Origin of the sequence: Nitrosospira sp. NRS527 (assembly GCF_018406445.1) — a bacterium.
GTDB classification, from domain to species: domain Bacteria; phylum Pseudomonadota; class Gammaproteobacteria; order Burkholderiales; family Nitrosomonadaceae; genus Nitrosospira; species Nitrosospira briensis.
Genome location: NZ_AP024515.1, coordinates 475,716 through 492,331 on the forward strand (window position 1 = coordinate 475,716; position 16,616 = coordinate 492,331).

Below are 16,616 nucleotides of genomic sequence, written 5' to 3' on the forward strand. Positions count from 1 at the left end.
GTTTATACCAGAATCATTTCGGAGAGACCTTTTCCGCCAGGCACCATGGGAAAAACATTCTCGGTCTGGTCCGTTATGAAATCCATGAATACCAGCCGGTCCTTGAGTTTGAAGGCCTCTTGCAACGCGCTTTCCACGTCGCCGGGTCGTTCGATCTGCATGCCGACATGACCATAGCTCTCCGCCAGTTTGACGAAGTTGGGCAGTGCATCCATATAGGATTCAGCATAACGATTCCCATGGAAAAATTGTTGCCATTGCCGCACCATCCCCATGTAACGATTGTTCAAATTAATGATCTTCAGCGGCAGGTTATACTGCTTGCAGGTGGATAATTCCTGAATACACATCTGGATGCTGGCCTCGCCGGTGACACAAGCCACCATTTCCCCGGGATGGGCAAACTGCACGCCCATTGCTGACGGAAGACCAAAGCCCATGGTTCCCAAACCGCCGGAATTAATCCATCGCCTCGGCAGGTCGAATTTATAGAACTGGGCTGCCCACATCTGGTGCTGGCCCACATCCGAGGTAATGAAAGCATTGCCTCCGGTTACCTCGTATAGTTTTTCAATTACCATCTGCGGCTTGATAATCGAGCTTGCGCGGTCATACTTGAGGCAATCGCGTGCGCGCCATAGATCGATCTGCGCCCACCACGCATCGAGAGCAACCTGATCAGGCTTTCCCTTGCGCACTTTGATTAATTTTATCAACTCGTCCAGGACATCGGAGACGTTGCCGACAATGGGAATATCCACCTTCACACGTTTTGAAATAGATGAAGGATCTATATCTATGTGTATTATTTTTCGGTCTTCATTGGAAAAATGCTTGGGGTTGCCTATGACTCGATCATCGAAGCGGGCGCCCACGGCCACCAACACGTCGCAATGCTGCATCGCCATGTTGGCTTCATAGGTGCCGTGCATGCCCAGCATGCCGACAAACTGCTTGTCGGTTGCGGGATAACCACCCAATCCCATCAGGGTATTGGTGCAGGGGAAACCCAGCATTCGCACCATATCGGTCAGTTGTGGCGCCGCGTCGCTCAGGATGACGCCGCCGCCCGCGTAGATCATCGGACGTTTGGCTTCCAGTATCAGTTGTACCGCTTTCTTGATTTGTCCGGCGTGTCCCCTTGTGATCGGGTTGTAGGAGCGCATGGTGACGTTCGCGGGATAATCAAATTCTGTTTTCTGCTGGCTCACATCCTTTGGAATATCCACCAGCACCGGCCCAGGGCGGCCTGTGGAAGCAATATAGAACGCCTTCTTGATGGTTGCGGCCAGTTCAGTGATATCCTTAACCAGAAAATTATGTTTAACGCAGGGACGTGTGATGCCGACGGTATCCACTTCCTGAAATGCATCCAATCCGATGGCATAGGTTGGCACTTGCCCGCTGATGATGACCAGGGGAATCGAGTCCATATAAGCGGTGGCGATACCGGTCACGGCGTTCGTCACGCCGGGTCCGGATGTCACCAGCGCCACCCCTACCTTATTACTGGAGCGAGCGTAGCCATCCGCTGCATGCACCGCCGCTTGCTCATGCCGCACCAGCACGTGCTTGACCTTGTCCTGCTTGAATAATTCGTCATAAATGAACAGTACGGCGCCGCCGGGGTAGCCAAAAATATAGTCTACCCCTTCTTCTTGCAAGCAACGCACTGCAATCTCAGCGCCCGTCAATTCCGTGCTCATGCTTTCTTGAATTTCCAATGTTGAGTGACAGCAAAAAAATATTTGAATAAAAGCTGAACAGTAATGTTTAGGCGGTCGTTGGTCAACTGCTTTGCCAAGGGGTCAGCGGGAGCACGGCAGGTTGATAACCGCGTATGCCTTGAAAGTTGATTTATCGAACAGACTGCCCCAATCAGTTGAGGACGAGGAACACGGTAAATTCAGCAGACCGTGAATGGAGCAAGCCGAATCTCAGCGTTTTCCAGGCTGAAGAATCGATATCCAGAGCGCTCAAGTGCATAACTATAGCCTGAATCTGCGCGCTTCAGAAAAAAATTAAACTCAACTTTTCACGTTCCCGCCCTTTTCTTCGGTTTTTCGATGCGGGCAAGCAGGTTTAATACAATCCGCGTAAAGGGAAAGCGAGTGCTCATGTATGGCAAAGCCTCGATCTTTGGCGATTTTAATTTGACGCCTCTCGATTTCAGCGTCGTAAAATTCTTCCACCCTGCCGCATTGCAGGCAAACCAGATGGTCGTGGTGAGCGTCGCTGGCAAGTTCGAACACTGCCTTGCCACCCTCGAAATGGTGACGTTCGAGCAACCCCGCCTGCTCGAATTGGGTTAGCACCCGGTACACGGTGGCGAGACCGATGTCTTCCCCTTCTCCGATGAGGGTTCTGTAAACATCCTCGGCCGAGAGATGGCGCACCGTGCTGCTTTCGAACAAACTGAGTATTCTAAGGCGCGGCAGCGTGGCCTTCAAGCCCATGGTCTTGAGATTGTTTGGCTTACTCATAGCTCTATATCCATCCATTAGATTATTTGCTGTATCATATAACGTTGAGTTCGCTTTGGAAACCTACGTCGTCGCGATGCGCGCAAGAATACTCACGTTGGTCGGTTTGCTATTGCTCGCCGGATGTTCGTCTGTTCCATCTTTGATCTACAAAATCGAAATCCAGCAGGGGAATGTCATTACCCAGGAAATGGTGAACAAACTAAAGCCCGGCATGACTCGGTCGCAGGTACGCTTTGCGCTGGGCTCTCCCATGATTAGTGACGCTTTCCATGAAAACCGCTGGGATTATGTATATCGCCTCGAGCAGAGGGGGAAGCTGGTCGAACAAAGACATCTGGCAGTTTTTTTTGAAGGCGATAAACTGGTGAGCACAAATGGCACTTTTACGCCTTCGCTTGCTTTTGTTCAACCGCCGTCAACCGAGCCTTCCATGCCGGGCGAGTCAACCAGGCCCGTGGTCAAGGAAGAAAGCAACGCTCAAATGACCAGGAAGGAGGGCGCTGATCAAGTCCCCGGCGATATCCCCGCGTCGAGCAAGGAGGACGGTTCCCAAGCCGTGACTTACGCAGTGACCGATACTCCCGCTCCCAATAAAGAGGAACCCAGTATTCCCGGTTCCAGCGATATCGCCGCCCAGGGCGAAACGGCGGCTGCTGCCACCAGTATGGCTGCGTCGAGTGGAATTCCCAAGGTGAATGAGGCTTCAAGTTTGCCGGAGCCGGAAAAACGCGGTCCCAGGCTGGTGCCGTCGCCAGCAGCGGATTTGGGTAATATGGAAGCAGACCTGCCGAAAGAATAGGATTACCCTGGGTTATCCGAAAAAAGATTCCTGAGATAAACCTGAATCCGGCAGTTGATCGCTCATTTTTCAGCTCTTTTCAGTTAAGCGCTATAACCGAAAAGGATTTTTCGTGCTTCGCGAGCTTCACTTTTTTGGTGAGCTCGCTCCTCCCGTTCAACCGCCGGATTTAGAATAATGACGACATTGAAAATTGCCATCGCTGGAAGTTCGGGCCGGATGGGGCGAGCTTTGCTGGAGGCTATCGCCCAGGCCCCGGGCATGCAATTGAGCGCCGCGCTGGAGCGTACCGGGAGCCCATTTCTCGGAAGGGATGCGGGGGAGCTAGCCGGTGCGCCGTGTGGCATTGCCATTACCGATGATGTTGCTCCGGGGTTGCGGGCAACCGATGTGCTGATTGATTTCACCCGGCCTGAAGGGACGCTTGCGCACCTGGCGGCGTGCCGTGCGGCGGGGGTTAAAATGGTAATCGGCACGACCGGTTTTTCGGCTGAACAAAAAGAAGAACTCAAAGCCGCATCAAAAGACATATCAATTGTATTCGCTCCCAATATGAGTGTGGGTGTGAACGTTACTTTCAAACTGCTGGAGACAGCGGCCAAGGCATTGAACCTGAACACGGGTTACGACATAGAAATTATCGAGGCCCATCATCGGCACAAGGTTGACGCGCCGTCCGGTACTGCGTTGCAGATGGGCGAGGTAATCGCAGGCGCGCTCGGCAGAGAGCTCTCCGAAATCGCGGTCTACGCACGTGAAGGCAATACCGGCGAGCGGGCGCCTGGCACCATTGGTTTCGCCACTGTGCGCGGCGGAGATATCGTTGGCGATCATATCGTGATGTTTGCAGGGACAGGCGAGCGCATCGAGATTTCACACAAGGCTGGCAGTCGCGCAACTTTCGCCGAAGGCGCGCTGCGTGCTGCGCAATTTCTTGCCGACAGACAGAGCGGATTGTTTGATATGCAAGATGTGCTGGGATTACACGATTAATCCTGTGCCAGGTATGCTGCTCACGCCTTCGCGGTCATATGATACGGCGGCAGTTTCACTGAAGCCGCTTTTCGAAGTATAATCTCGCACTTATAAAATGGGACAATGACAGCTTGTCCCATTTTCATGTCTTGTCTCATTCGCAGGAGTCTCCCGTGTCACAACGTCCGCATGCCGTTCTCGCACTCGCCGACGGCACAGTTTTCCGCGGCATTTCTATCGGCCTTGAAGGCGTCAGTACGGGGGAAGTCGTATTCAACACTTCCATGACCGGCTACCAGGAAATACTGACTGATCCTTCGTATTGCCGGCAGATCATTACGTTGACTTATCCGCACATTGGCAATACGGGTACCAATCCGGATGATGTGGAATCCGGCAACACCGATCGCGTATATGCCGCGGGCCTGGTAATCCGGGATCTTTCCCTCGTCTCAAGTAATTGGAGACAGACCCAGACCTTGCCGGAATACCTCAGGCAACATGGCGTGGTGGCGATTGCGGATATTGATACACGCAAGCTTACGCGTATCTTGCGCGAAAAAGGTGCGCAGTCAGCCTGTATCATGGCAGGTTTTCCCGATGAAGCTGAAGCGCTGAAACGCGCCCGGGAATTTCCCGGGCTGATGGGAATGGATCTGGCGAAAGTCGTGAGTTGCACTCAGCCTTACGAATGGAACGAAGGTGAATGGAGGTTGGGGTGCGATTACCAGATCGATAAGAACCCCCGCTTTCATGTCGCCGCGGTGGATTTTGGCGTTAAGCGCAACATGCTCCGCAAATTGGCGCAACGCCACTGCAAGGTTACGGTTCTTCCTGCTCAAACCACCGCTGACGAAATTCTGGCACTGCGGCCCGACGGTGTATTTCTTTCCAATGGACCTGGCGATCCGGAGCCCTGCGATTACGCAATTTCCACAATCAGAAGATTGCTTGAAGAAGAGGTACCCATCTTTGGTGTTTGTATGGGACACCAACTGCTGGGGTTGGCGAGTGGGGCCAAGACCGTAAAGATGAAATTCGGCCACCACGGCGCCAATCACCCCGTGAAGGATCTGGACAGTGGCACGGTAGCGATTACCAGCCAGAACCACGGCTTTGCGGTGGATATCGATACCCTGCCGAAGAATGCACGCGTTACGCATCTGTCGTTATTTGACGGCAGCTTGCAGGGATTCGAGTTGATCGGCCAGCGTGCATTCTGCTTTCAGGGACATCCTGAGGCAAGTCCTGGGCCTCACGATCTGGATTATTTATTCGATAAATTTATCGGATTGATGGAAAAAAACGGGTGAAATACAAATATGAAAGAGACTCCTGAATAGGTCCGGCACGGGCGCTCACTGCATTGTATTCCTTGGCACCACCAGAGGGAGAAATCCGGCTACTGTCCGCAATGCGCCCTGCGATTATTCCGATTTTGCCGAAACGCACTTCTTATGGAATTTAGCCAGCGTTTCCTGAGGCAGCGTATCGACGTCACCCCAAAAATTTCACTGCAGCCATGCCTAAACGTAACGACATAAAATCCATCCTCATTATCGGTGCGGGGCCTATCATTATCGGGCAGGCATGCGAGTTCGATTATTCCGGTACCCAGGCGTGCAAGGCGTTGCGGGAGGAAGGTTATCGCATCATCCTGGTGAATTCCAATCCTGCAACCATCATGACCGATCCGGAAATGGCGGATGCCACCTATATCGAGCCCATTATCTGGCCTATGGTGGAAAAGATTATCGCCATCGAGCGCCCGGATGCGCTATTGCCGACGATGGGCGGACAGACGGCGTTGAATTGTGCTCTCGACCTGGCCAAGAATGGCGTGCTTCAAAAATACGGTGTCGAGCTGATCGGTGCTTCGCGCGACGCTATCGACAAGGCCGAGGATCGCGAGAAATTCAAGCAGGCAATGACCCGTATCGGGTTGAGTTCGGCACGTTCCGCCATTGCCCATAGTTTGGAGGAAGCGCTGCAGGTACAGGCAATGGTAGGTTATCCAGCTATTATTCGTCCGTCATTTACCATGGGTGGTAGCGGCGGCGGTATCGCATACAACCGCGAGGAATTTCTGGATATCTGCGAACGCGGGCTGGAAGCTTCGCCTACACGGGAATTGTTGATCGAGGAATCGGTCATCGGCTGGAAAGAATTCGAAATGGAGGTAATACGCGATACGAAAGACAATTGCATCGTCATCTGCGCCATTGAAAACCTCGATCCCATGGGGGTGCACACCGGAGACTCCATCACCGTAGCGCCGGCACAGACCCTGACCGACAGGGAATACCAGATCATGCGTAATGCATCGATAGCGGTGTTGCGCGAAATAGGGGTGGAAACAGGCGGTTCCAATGTGCAGTTTGCTATCAGCCCGCAGGACGGACGCATGCTTGTAATCGAGATGAATCCGCGGGTATCGCGCTCCTCCGCGCTGGCTTCGAAGGCGACGGGATTTCCCATCGCCAAGGTGGCGGCCAAGCTCGCGGTGGGTTATACACTGGATGAACTCAGGAACGACATTTCCGGCGGGGCGATGCCGGCATCATTCGAGCCCTCCATCGATTATGTCGTCACCAAAATACCGCGTTTCGCTTTTGAGAAATTTCCCCAGGCCAATGATCGCCTCACCACACAGATGAAGTCGGTGGGCGAGGTCATGGCGATTGGGCGAACTTTTCAGGAATCTTTTCAAAAAGCCCTGCGTGGACTAGAGATCGGCGTAGACGGATTGGATGAGAAAACGGCGGATATTGAAACGATCGCAGCCGAGCTGGCTGATCCGGGCCCGGACCGGATCTGGTTTGTTGCCGACGCGTTTCGTTGCGGCATGGCTTTTGACGAAATTCACGAGCATACGCGTATCGATCCCTGGTTCCTGGCCCAGATCGAAGATCTGGTAAGGCAGGAACAGTCCGTTGCCGGAAGACCTCTGGATACATTTGATCTGCAGGCATTGCGTAAACTGAAACGTAGCGGTTTCTCCGATCAGCGCCTGGCGAAGCTGATGAATGTGACACAGGAGGCAGTTCGCGCCCGACGACACCAGTTCGGCCTGCGTCCGGTATACAAGCGGGTCGACACCTGCGCCGCCGAGTTTGCTGCCCGTACTGCTTATATGTACTCCACCTACGAAGAGGAATGTGAAGCGCTGCCGAGTGACAGGAAGAAGATCATGGTACTGGGGGGCGGCCCCAACCGTATCGGTCAGGGTATCGAATTCGATTACTGCTGTGTTCATGCAGCGCTGGCCTTAAGCGAGGATGGTTTCGAGACTATCATGGTCAACTGTAATCCCGAGACGGTTTCGACCGATTACGATACTTCGGATCGGCTTTATTTCGAGCCTCTGACTTTGGAGGACGTACTCGAGATCGTTGCGGTGGAGAAGCCGTTGGGTGTAATCGTGCAATATGGCGGGCAGACGCCGCTGAAGCTTGCGCGCGATCTCGAGGCTAACGGGGTCCCGATTATCGGTACCAGCCCGGACATGATCGACTGTGCCGAGGATCGGGAGCGTTTTCAGAAAATGCTGCATCAGCTTGGGCTGAAACAACCACCAAACCGTATCGCGCGAAATGCGGAAGCAGCGATTGCCGCTGCCGGCGAAATCGGTTATCCGCTGGTGGTTCGTCCCAGTTACGTACTGGGAGGGCGAGCCATGGAAATCATCCACGAGCAAGCACATCTTGAACGGTACATGCACCAGGCGGTGAAGGTTTCGCACGATTCGCCGGTGCTGCTGGATCATTTTCTGAACGACGCAGTGGAAGTGGATGTGGATGCGATTTGCGATGGCGAAACCGTGCTGATCGGGGGAATCATGGAACACATCGAGCAGGCCGGTGTGCATTCAGGCGATTCGGCATGTTCGTTGCCGCCTTTCAACCTGTCAGCTTCAATCCAGGATGAGCTACGCCGCCAGACTTCGGCAATGGCGCGCGCGCTCAAGGTCGTAGGATTGATGAATGTGCAATTTGCCATTCAGGGTGATACCGTTTACGTACTCGAGGTAAATCCGAGAGCCTCTCGTACCGTGCCTTTCGTATCCAAAGCCACCGGATTGCAATTGGCAAAAATTGCTGCGCGCTGCATGACGGGGATAACGCTTGCACGCCAGGGTGTGATCAAGGAATTCATTCCCTACTATTATTCCGTAAAGGAAGCTGTCTTTCCTTTTATAAAATTTCCTGGTGTGGATACCATACTCGGACCCGAAATGAAGTCTACCGGTGAAGTGATGGGAGTGGGGCAAACGTTTGCCGAAGCGTTTGTGAAATCGCAACTGGCCGCCGGCGTAAAACTCCCGCTCTCGGGTAAAGTCTTCATCAGCGTCCGCCAAACGGATAAGCCTCGCGTGGTGGAAATTGCACGCAATCTTGCGCAACTGGGATTCACGCTTTATGCTACCCGTGGTACCGCAACAGTCCTGAGTTCGGCCGGGCTGGCCGTAACGCCGGTAAACAAGATGGCGGAAGGGCGCCCACACATAGTGGACATGATCAAAAACGGTGAGATGGCTTTGATTATCAATACTGTGGAAGACAAGCGGAGCGCGATTCACGACTCTTACTCGATCCGTCATGCCGTGTTGCAGGCAAGGGTAACCTATTACACTACGCTGGCAGGCGCACGCGCTGCCTGCATCGGCATGGCAAGCATGCAGGAGTTGCAAGCCTACAGTTTACAAACACTTCACGGATTGCGAGGAGTGAGGCCAGCGGCATCCTTTCATGCAGATGGAGATGGGAATGTGCCGTTCAAGGCGCAGGGAACGGACTTGCCGCAAATTTAGCGAAATAGATCGATCAACGAAACCGAATACAAAACAGGTGGTGATAAAAGTCTTATGAGCACAATTCCCTTAACAGTAGTCGGCGCCGGAAAACTGCGCGCTGAATTGCAAGAAATGAAAACCGTGCAGCGTCCGGCCGTTATCGCGGCGATTGCGGAAGCTCGCGCTCACGGTGATCTTTCCGAAAATGCGGAATACGAAGCCGCCAAGGAACGACAGGGTTTTATCGAGGGACGCATCGCTGAATTGGAGAGCAAGCTTTCCAATGCTCAGGTCATCGATCCCGCTTTGCTCGACGCGGATGGCGCCTGTGTATTCGGCGCAACGATCGATCTGGAGGACATGGCCAACGCGACGACGGTAACTTACCAGATTGTCGGGGACGACGAAGCCGACATCAAGGAGGGAAAAATTTCCATCAGCTCTCCCATTTCTCGCGCGCTGATCGGCAAGTACCCCGGGGATGTGGCCGAAGTCATGGCGCCGGGTGGATTGCGGGAGTATGAGATTCTTGACGTCAGATATGTTTGAGCATTGCCATATCCATATCTTTCGATGGGCAATGCGCAGTAACGTATCAGTTCGGGATACCACCCGGTAAACCCTGTCTGGTTCGGCGTGACTTCTTCTCATTGCGAAGAGGGGTAGTATCAGGTGAGCTTATTTTTTCCGGCTTGGGACGATAGATCACCAGTATCTTGCCGATATGCTGTATAGGAGCGGCTCCGAGCCGCTCGCAGATTTCACCCAGCAGGATATTTCTTGCTTCACGCTCATCCCCGGATACCTTGATTTTGATCAGCTCGTGACTTTTGAGGCCCTGATCCAGCTCGTGGATAACGCCTTCCGACAGACCGGCTCCGCCTATCCAGACAACTGGCTTGATGGCATGGGCAAGCGCCTTGAGTGCTCGCCGTCTGGCGAGTGCAAGTTCTAACATTAGTTTTCCGAAAATCGTCCATTTTACGCGATGAAATCCTCCAAAACCAGCAAAGCCTGGATGAAAGAGCATGTGAATGATTTTTTTGTAAAGCAGGCAAAAAAAGAAGGTTACCGTTCACGTGCCGCTTACAAGCTGATCGAGATTGCCGAGCGTGATCATTTGCTTCGGCCAGGCATGACAGTGGTAGACCTCGGCGCGGCTCCGGGTGGCTGGTCACAAGTGGCGGCAGAAAAATTGGCTGGAAAAGGCAGGGTGGTTGCGCTGGATCGGCTGGAAATGGCGGCTTTGCCCGGGGTCACCTTCATTCAAGGCGATTTCACTGAGGCGTCCGTTTTAGCGGAACTGAAAATACATCTAGGGAAATATCCCCTTGACCTTGTAATTTCGGATATGTCACCTAATATAACGGGCATAGGAGTAACCGATCAAGCGCGCGGTATGTATCTGGCGGAGCTTGCTTTGGAGTTTTCCGCGGAGCGATTGAACTCTGATGGTAATTTTCTCGTCAAAGTATTTCAAGGTTCCGGTTTTGAAGGGTTTTTACGCACAATGCGTGCTACATTCAGTCGGGTGATAACACGTAAGCCTGAGGCATCCCGCGGTCGCAGCAGTGAACTCTATTTGCTGGGGATGGGGAAGCGGAGATGAGCATTTGAACCGAAAGCAAATGATATGCAGGCGAGTTTACGAAACACCGGGTTTACGAAATGCTATAAGAGCCATGGCAGGCCGGCTATTATAAATCTCGAAATGGGTTTAGAATGAAGCATTCAAGGATTTTGACGGCGCAAGCCAAGGAGCTATCTTGAACAATCTCATTAAAAACATGGCCATCTGGCTTGTGATTGCTTTGGTGCTGATGACGGTGTTCAATCAGTTCAGCACGCGACAGGCGGCACAGGCACCGATGGAATATTCGCAGTTCATCGACGAAGTAAAGCAGGGCAGGATTGCCAAGGTGACCATTGAAGGGCGAACGCTGAAAGGTACCAAATCCGATGGCCGGCGGTTTACCACCTACACACCTTCGGATCCCTGGATGGTGAGCGACCTGCTGAAGGCGGGCGTCATCATTGACGCCAAACCGGAAGAAGAGCCATCGCTGCTGATGAACATTTTCGTTTCATGGTTCCCGATGCTTCTACTGATAGGCGTATGGATTTTCTTTATGCGTCAAATGCAGGGAGGCGGCCGGGGTGGTGGTGCGTTCTCGTTCGGAAAGAGCAAGGCGCGCATGCTTGACGAGTCCACCAATCAGGTAACGTTTGCTGACGTGGCGGGTTGCGAGGAGGCCAAAGAAGAGGTTTCGGAGCTGGTCGAATTCTTGCGCGATCCCAGTAAGTTCCAGAAGCTGGGGGGACGGATTCCCCGCGGTGTGTTGATGGTGGGAAGCCCGGGCACGGGTAAAACTCTTCTGGCTCGCGCGATTGCGGGTGAGGCCAAAGTTCCGTTTTTCAGTATTTCCGGCTCTGATTTTGTGGAAATGTTCGTCGGTGTCGGTGCGGCGAGAGTGCGTGACATGTTCGAGCAAGCCAAGAAGCACGCACCCTGCATTATTTTTATCGATGAAATCGACGCGGTCGGCCGTCAACGCGGCGCAGGCCTCGGCGGTGGGAATGACGAGCGGGAACAAACATTGAACCAACTGCTGGTCGAGATGGATGGTTTCGAGGGAACCGCCGGCGTGATTGTGATTGCAGCGACCAACCGGCCTGATGTGCTTGATCCGGCGCTATTGCGTCCTGGCCGTTTCGACCGGCAGGTGACGGTGCCGCTACCCGACATTCGTGGGCGCGAGCAAATACTGCACGTACATATGCGCAAGGTACCGATCGCGCCCGATGTGCATGCGGAAATCATTGCGCGAGGTACGCCGGGGATGTCCGGTGCCGATCTGGCCAATCTGGTGAACGAGGCAGCGCTGTTTGCGGCACGCAGCAATAAGCGGCTCGTGGATATGGACGACTTCGAGCGCGCAAAGGACAAGATCTTCATGGGCGCGGAACGTCGCTCCGTGGTGATGCCGGAACGCGAACGGCGCAACACCGCCTATCATGAATCCGGGCATGCGGTAGTGGCGCAGCTGCTGCCTAGGACCGATCCGGTACACAAGGTTTCCATCATTCCGCGAGGACGCGCGCTAGGTGTGACAATGCAGTTGCCGACGGAAGACCGCTTCAGCATGGACCGCGAGGAAATTCTGCAGAACATTGCGGTGCTCTTCGGCGGACGTATCGCCGAGGAAGTGTTCATGGGGCAGATGACGACGGGCGCATCCAATGACTTCGAGCGTGCCACGGAAATGGCAAGGCGTATGGTTACGCAATGGGGCATGTCGGATTCCCTTGGTCCAATGGTATATGGCGAGAATGAGGGAGAAGTTTTTCTCGGTCGTTCCGTTACCACCCACAAGAACGTCAGCGAAGCCACCATGCAGAAGGTGGACGTTGAAATTCGCCGTATCATCGATATGCAGTACACGTTGGCCCGTAAGCTGATAGAGGAAAACCGCGACAAAATCGAGGTGATGACCAAAGCGCTGCTGGAATGGGAAACCATAGACTCTGATCAGATCGGCGATATCATGGAAGGTCGCCCACCGCGGGCTCCGAAGCCCAGCAAGTCCACGCCGACGCCGCCCAGGGACAATACGCCTCCGACGGCGCCAGCGCCAACAGCAACACCAGCTCAGGAAGTTTGAGCGTAAGATATTCCCAAGCTGGGCATCTAAAAGAAAAAGGCGGGCTCGTCCCGCCTTTTTCATTTTCTAATTGACGACTATATCCCCGGATTTCCGTGCCCCTATTTCCGCAATTTAACGCGCATCATCCTGGCCGCGCCCTCGTGATGGGGATCGTCAACGTAACGCCAGACTCCTTTTCCGACGGCGGTTTGTGCGGATCGACAGAACGTGCGATCCGCCATGCGGTACGCCTGATTGAAGAGGGAGCGGACTGGCTGGATGTCGGCGGCGAATCCACCCGTCCCGGCAGCACCTCCATCAGTGTGGAAGAAGAGCTGCGCCGCGTCATCCCGGTAGTGGAAGCTATGGCCGGCATGAACGTATCTGTTTCGGTCGATACCTCCAAGCCGGAGGTGATGCGTGCGTCGATAGCGGCCGGCGCAGCCATGATTAACGATGTCAATGCGCTACAGGCAGCGGGTGCGCTGGAGGCGGTTGCGGCCGGAGGCGTGGCAGCATGCCTCATGCACATGCGCGGTGCCCCGCACAGCATGCAAATCGATCCTCGATACGATGATGTGGTGGCGGAAGTGAAAATCTTTCTGCAACAGCGCCTCGATGCGGCGCAAGCCGCAGGTATCTCGCGCGAGTTGCTGGTGATGGATCCCGGTTTTGGCTTTGGTAAAACGCACGACCATAATATCCAGTTGCTGCGCCATCTTGACCGCTTCACCGATCTTGGCGTGCCGGTAATGGTGGGGTTGTCGCGCAAGGCAATGTTGGGGAAAATTACCGGTAATGAAGTGAGCAACCGGATTCACGCCAGTATTGCCGCCGCTTTGGCGGCAGTGGCGAGGGGTGCGGCAATTGTGCGGGTACACGATGTAAAAGCAACCAGGGATGCGCTAGCGGTTTATAATATTATTGAGCAACGACAATAAACTGCAGAGCGCGCTTACGCTGCCGCTGGGTTGTAACTATCAACGGAGCCTTCAATTGACAAAAAAATATTTTGGAACTGACGGCATACGCGGGCGTGTAGGAGAGATGCCTATCACGCCCGAATTTGTTATGCATCTTGGTTATTCTGCCGGCCAGGTCCTGGCATCGTCAGAATGGCATTTATCCAAAGGCGAACGTCCAGCGGTACTGATCGGTAAGGACACTCGCATATCAGGGTACATGCTTGAATCGGCTTTACAAGCAGGACTTTCCGCCGCAGGAGTGGATGTGCTGCTTTCGGGGCCTATGCCGACGCCGGCGGTGGCTTACCTCACTCGCGCCCTGCGGCTGCAGGCGGGCATCGTCATTTCCGCTTCACATAACCCGTTCGAAGACAACGGCATCAAGTTTTTTTCCGCATCGGGCACGAAGTTGCCCGATGTGACCGAGCATGCGATAGAGGCAGGACTTAAGGCACCCATCAAATCGATGCCGTCAGCGCAGCTCGGGAAAGCGCGCAGGGTCAATGACGCCAGAGGGCGTTACATCGAATTCTGCAAAAGTACCTTTCCGAATCATCTCGATCTGCGCGGTTTGCGGATTGTGGTTGACTGCGCTCATGGTGCGACATATCAAATTGCTGGCCCGGTGCTGCATGAACTGGGTGCGGATGTTGTGGCCATCGGCGCGCAGCCCGACGGCCTCAATATCAATCTCGAATGCGGCGCCACGCATGGTGCCGCCCTGCAGGAAGCGGTCCGGCTGCATCACGCCGATATTGGTATTGCGCTTGATGGTGATGGTGATCGCGTAATCATGGCTGACGAAAAAGGCGTGCTTTACGATGGCGACCGGCTGATCTATATTATTGCCAAACATCGCCAGCAGAAGGGGTTGCTCAAGGGCGGAGTAGCGGGAACATTAATGACTAATCTCGCGGTGGAAAACGGTTTAAGGAAACTGGATATCCCGTTTGCCCGCGCTAACGTCGGCGACCGCTATGTATTGGAGCTATTGCAGAAAGAAGGCTGGCAACTGGGCGGCGAAGGCTCTGGCCATATTCTTTGCATCGATAAACATACCACGGGCGACGGCATTATTTCCGCGCTGCAAGTGTTATATGCCATGAGAGATTTCGCCAAAACGCTGCCGGAGCTTGCACATGGCGTCACGCTATATCCTCAACAGTTGATTAACGTCAAGGTCCCCAAGGGGTTCGATTCGCGTGCCAATGTGGCGATCAAAGCGGCCCAGGCAGAAGCCGAGCGCGATCTTGACGATAGCGGCCGCGTGCTATTGCGCCCGTCAGGCACAGAACCTCTGATACGAGTGATGGTCGAGGGTGAGTCCAAGCAGAAGGTTAAACATTGGGCGGAAAAAATAGCGGATATCGTACGAAACGCTGCAGTGGAATGAAACGTCGATAAAGCAGGTGCCATGGGTGCGAGGTATCCGGTCGTGCCCGCAAGAACCTGTCAGGTTCACAAGGAATGTCACAAGACCGTAATACTAATGACCTAGCATGACTGATGCTCCAAAAATGCGATATCTGATCATCTGACAAGTAAACGGGGGAAATGTTGAAATTATCGAATAGCAATAAAATGAGAATGTCTGTCGTATTTGCCGGACTGATCAGTATCAACGGCATTGCGGGAGCTGATGCAATTGTGAAAATCGACGGTTCCAGTACCGTTTATCCAATTACTGAAGCAGTGGCCGAAGATTTTCAGAAGGACACGAAAGGTGCGGTTAAAGTCACAGTCGGCATTTCAGGGACTGGCGGGGGTTTCAAGAAATTCTGTCGTGGTGAGACAGATATCGTCAACGCTTCGCGCCCTATTCTTAAAAAGGAAATGGACGATTGCAAAAAAACGGGCATTCAATATGTCGAAATGCCGATCGCATTTGATGCGCTGACTGTGGTAGTGAATCCGAAGAACGGCTGGAGCAACACGATTACCGTCGCAGAGTTGAAGAAGATATGGGAGCCTGCGGCGCAGGGTAAAATCACCAAATGGAGTCAGGTGAACCCGGCATGGCCCGATGAAACGATCAAGCTCTACGGCGCGGGCGCGGATTCGGGTACTTTCGATTACTTTACGGAAGCCATCGTCGGTAAGGCCAAATCGAGCCGTGGGGATTTTACGGCGTCCGAGGATGATAACGTATTAGTGCAGGGAGTGGCCAGCGACAAGAACGGCCTCGGTTTTTTTGGTTTTGCCTACTATGCCGAAAATAAGAAAAAACTGAAGGCTGTTGCCATCGATGCGGGTAAAGGGGCTATCATTCCCTCCGCCAAAACTGTGGAGGAAGGAAGTTACCAGCCTTTGTCCCGCCCTATTTTCATATACGTAAACATCAAGTCGGCAGAGCGACCCGAAGTCAGGCAGTTTATCGAGTTCTACATGAAAAATGCGTCTGCGCTGGTGCAAGAAGTTAAATTCTTTCCATTACCGACTCAGGCCTATACCACCAACCTGGAGCATCTTGACAAAAAGAAGGTGGGAACCGTTTTTGGCGGAAAACCTGAAGTGGATCTCAGGATTGAGGAAGTACTCAAGCGCGAGGCCAGCCTATAATTCCCACCTACGGTGGAGCATCGAATCGGGGATGGCGCTGAAGGAAGGCGCAGCAGGCCATCCCGGCAGGGCAGCTACAATGACAACGGATCTGCTGAACATCCGCGGTTACCCAACACATACGTCCCTGACAGCCTGTCGGACTTAAAGGAAATCGGCCGCAAAAACGTCTGGCCGGTTCATATTTCGCTGCTTTTTCGCCAACAGAATAACTATTGGCCTTCAAAATCAGCAAAATCTGCCCTCACCAGTCACCTTTTCGCTGCGATTCCCCAAGTCCGACAAGTTGCTAGCGGTTTCTTTTCTTCCTTTTTTCAGTTTTTCCCGGGTTTTCAGGGCCGGAGCAGTTCCCTCTACGGAAACTGCTCCGCATTCAGGACCAAAGCCGCTTATTCC

13 protein-coding genes are annotated in these 16,616 nt (G+C 53.6%); 10 read left to right on the top strand and 3 right to left on the bottom strand.

Translation table 11 applies throughout. The annotated features are described in order from the left end of the window. Positions 1-2 precede the first annotated feature (2 nt). Together KJS40_RS02140 and fur are read right to left on the bottom strand one after the other, a co-directional pair. Complete coding sequence (locus tag KJS40_RS02140) at positions 3-1,706, bottom strand: acetolactate synthase 3 catalytic subunit (protein WP_213538896.1); 1,704 nt, start codon at positions 1,704-1,706, stop codon at positions 3-5. 321 nt (positions 1,707-2,027) lie between these two features. Next, positions 2,028-2,483, bottom strand: a complete 456-nt coding sequence (gene fur / locus KJS40_RS02145; protein WP_025040496.1) for a ferric iron uptake transcriptional regulator — start codon at positions 2,481-2,483, stop codon at positions 2,028-2,030. Between the two features lie 55 nt (positions 2,484-2,538). Here fur and KJS40_RS02150 point away from each other — a divergent pair, with 55 nt between their 5' ends. The 5 genes from KJS40_RS02150 (at position 2,539) to greA (ending at position 9,601) form a co-directional block, all read left to right on the top strand. Next, positions 2,539-3,285, top strand: a complete 747-nt coding sequence (locus KJS40_RS02150; protein ID WP_244859659.1) for an outer membrane protein assembly factor BamE — start codon at positions 2,539-2,541, stop codon at positions 3,283-3,285. 177 nt (positions 3,286-3,462) lie between these two features. After that, entirely contained in the window at positions 3,463-4,278 is an 816-nt protein-coding gene (dapB, locus tag KJS40_RS02155) for a 4-hydroxy-tetrahydrodipicolinate reductase (protein WP_213538897.1), read from the top strand. Positions 4,279-4,433: 155 nt separating this feature from the next. Further along, positions 4,434-5,573 carry a glutamine-hydrolyzing carbamoyl-phosphate synthase small subunit gene (gene carA, locus KJS40_RS02160; protein ID WP_213538898.1) on the top strand — a complete coding sequence of 380 codons (1,140 nt, stop codon included), beginning with the start codon at positions 4,434-4,436 and terminating at the stop codon, positions 5,571-5,573. Between the two features lie 209 nt (positions 5,574-5,782). Beyond that, positions 5,783-9,070, top strand: a complete 3,288-nt coding sequence (gene carB / locus KJS40_RS02165) for a carbamoyl-phosphate synthase large subunit (protein WP_244859660.1) — start codon at positions 5,783-5,785, stop codon at positions 9,068-9,070. A 54-nt stretch (positions 9,071-9,124) separates the two neighbouring features. Beyond that, on the top strand, positions 9,125-9,601 hold the full coding sequence (greA, locus tag KJS40_RS02170; RefSeq protein ID WP_213538899.1) for a transcription elongation factor GreA: 477 nt from the start codon (positions 9,125-9,127) through the stop codon (positions 9,599-9,601). 46 nt (positions 9,602-9,647) lie between these two features. On the opposite strand, the gene yhbY is transcribed toward greA, so the two are convergent. Continuing rightward, positions 9,648-10,010, bottom strand: a complete 363-nt coding sequence (gene yhbY, locus KJS40_RS02175) for a ribosome assembly RNA-binding protein YhbY (RefSeq protein ID WP_213538900.1) — start codon at positions 10,008-10,010, stop codon at positions 9,648-9,650. Positions 10,011-10,040: 30 nt separating this feature from the next. Between yhbY and KJS40_RS02180 the strand changes: the two genes are divergently transcribed. The 5 genes from KJS40_RS02180 to KJS40_RS02200 all read left to right on the top strand — a co-directional run bounded on the left by KJS40_RS02180 (position 10,041) and on the right by KJS40_RS02200 (position 16,220). Further along, positions 10,041-10,661 (top strand): RlmE family RNA methyltransferase, encoded by a 621-nt coding sequence (locus tag KJS40_RS02180; RefSeq protein WP_213538901.1) that lies wholly within the window; start codon positions 10,041-10,043, stop codon positions 10,659-10,661. A gap of 157 nt (positions 10,662-10,818) precedes the next feature. Then, the gene (gene ftsH, locus KJS40_RS02185) at positions 10,819-12,714 is read left to right on the top strand and encodes an ATP-dependent zinc metalloprotease FtsH (RefSeq protein WP_025040488.1); all 1,896 of its coding nucleotides are present in this window, start codon (positions 10,819-10,821) and stop codon (positions 12,712-12,714) included. Between the two features lie 146 nt (positions 12,715-12,860). Beyond that, on the top strand, positions 12,861-13,637 hold the full coding sequence (gene folP, locus KJS40_RS02190) for a dihydropteroate synthase (RefSeq protein WP_213539674.1): 777 nt from the start codon (positions 12,861-12,863) through the stop codon (positions 13,635-13,637). 55 nt (positions 13,638-13,692) lie between these two features. After that, entirely contained in the window at positions 13,693-15,054 is a 1,362-nt protein-coding gene (glmM, locus tag KJS40_RS02195; protein ID WP_213538902.1) for a phosphoglucosamine mutase, read from the top strand. A gap of 194 nt (positions 15,055-15,248) precedes the next feature. Then, the gene (locus tag KJS40_RS02200; RefSeq protein ID WP_244859758.1) at positions 15,249-16,220 is read left to right on the top strand and encodes a PstS family phosphate ABC transporter substrate-binding protein; all 972 of its coding nucleotides are present in this window, start codon (positions 15,249-15,251) and stop codon (positions 16,218-16,220) included. The last annotated feature ends 396 nt before the right edge of the window (positions 16,221-16,616 follow it).

Excerpts from the sequence above, each read along its gene's own strand:
- KJS40_RS02200 (WP_244859758.1), top strand. The coding sequence starts at position 15,249 with ATGTCTGTCGTATTTGCCGGACTGATCAGTATCAACGGCATTGCGGGA.
- yhbY (WP_213538900.1), bottom strand. The coding sequence starts at position 10,010 with ATGTTAGAACTTGCACTCGCCAGACGGCGAGCACTCAAGGCGCTTGCC.
- fur (WP_025040496.1), bottom strand. The coding sequence starts at position 2,483 with ATGAGTAAGCCAAACAATCTCAAGACCATGGGCTTGAAGGCCACGCTG.
- dapB (WP_213538897.1), top strand. The coding sequence starts at position 3,463 with ATGACGACATTGAAAATTGCCATCGCTGGAAGTTCGGGCCGGATGGGG.
- KJS40_RS02140 (WP_213538896.1), bottom strand. The coding sequence starts at position 1,706 with ATGAGCACGGAATTGACGGGCGCTGAGATTGCAGTGCGTTGCTTGCAA.
- KJS40_RS02180 (WP_213538901.1), top strand. The coding sequence starts at position 10,041 with ATGAAATCCTCCAAAACCAGCAAAGCCTGGATGAAAGAGCATGTGAAT.
- greA (WP_213538899.1), top strand. The coding sequence starts at position 9,125 with ATGAGCACAATTCCCTTAACAGTAGTCGGCGCCGGAAAACTGCGCGCT.
- folP (WP_213539674.1), top strand. The coding sequence starts at position 12,861 with ATGGGGATCGTCAACGTAACGCCAGACTCCTTTTCCGACGGCGGTTTG.
- carB (WP_244859660.1), top strand. The coding sequence starts at position 5,783 with ATGCCTAAACGTAACGACATAAAATCCATCCTCATTATCGGTGCGGGG.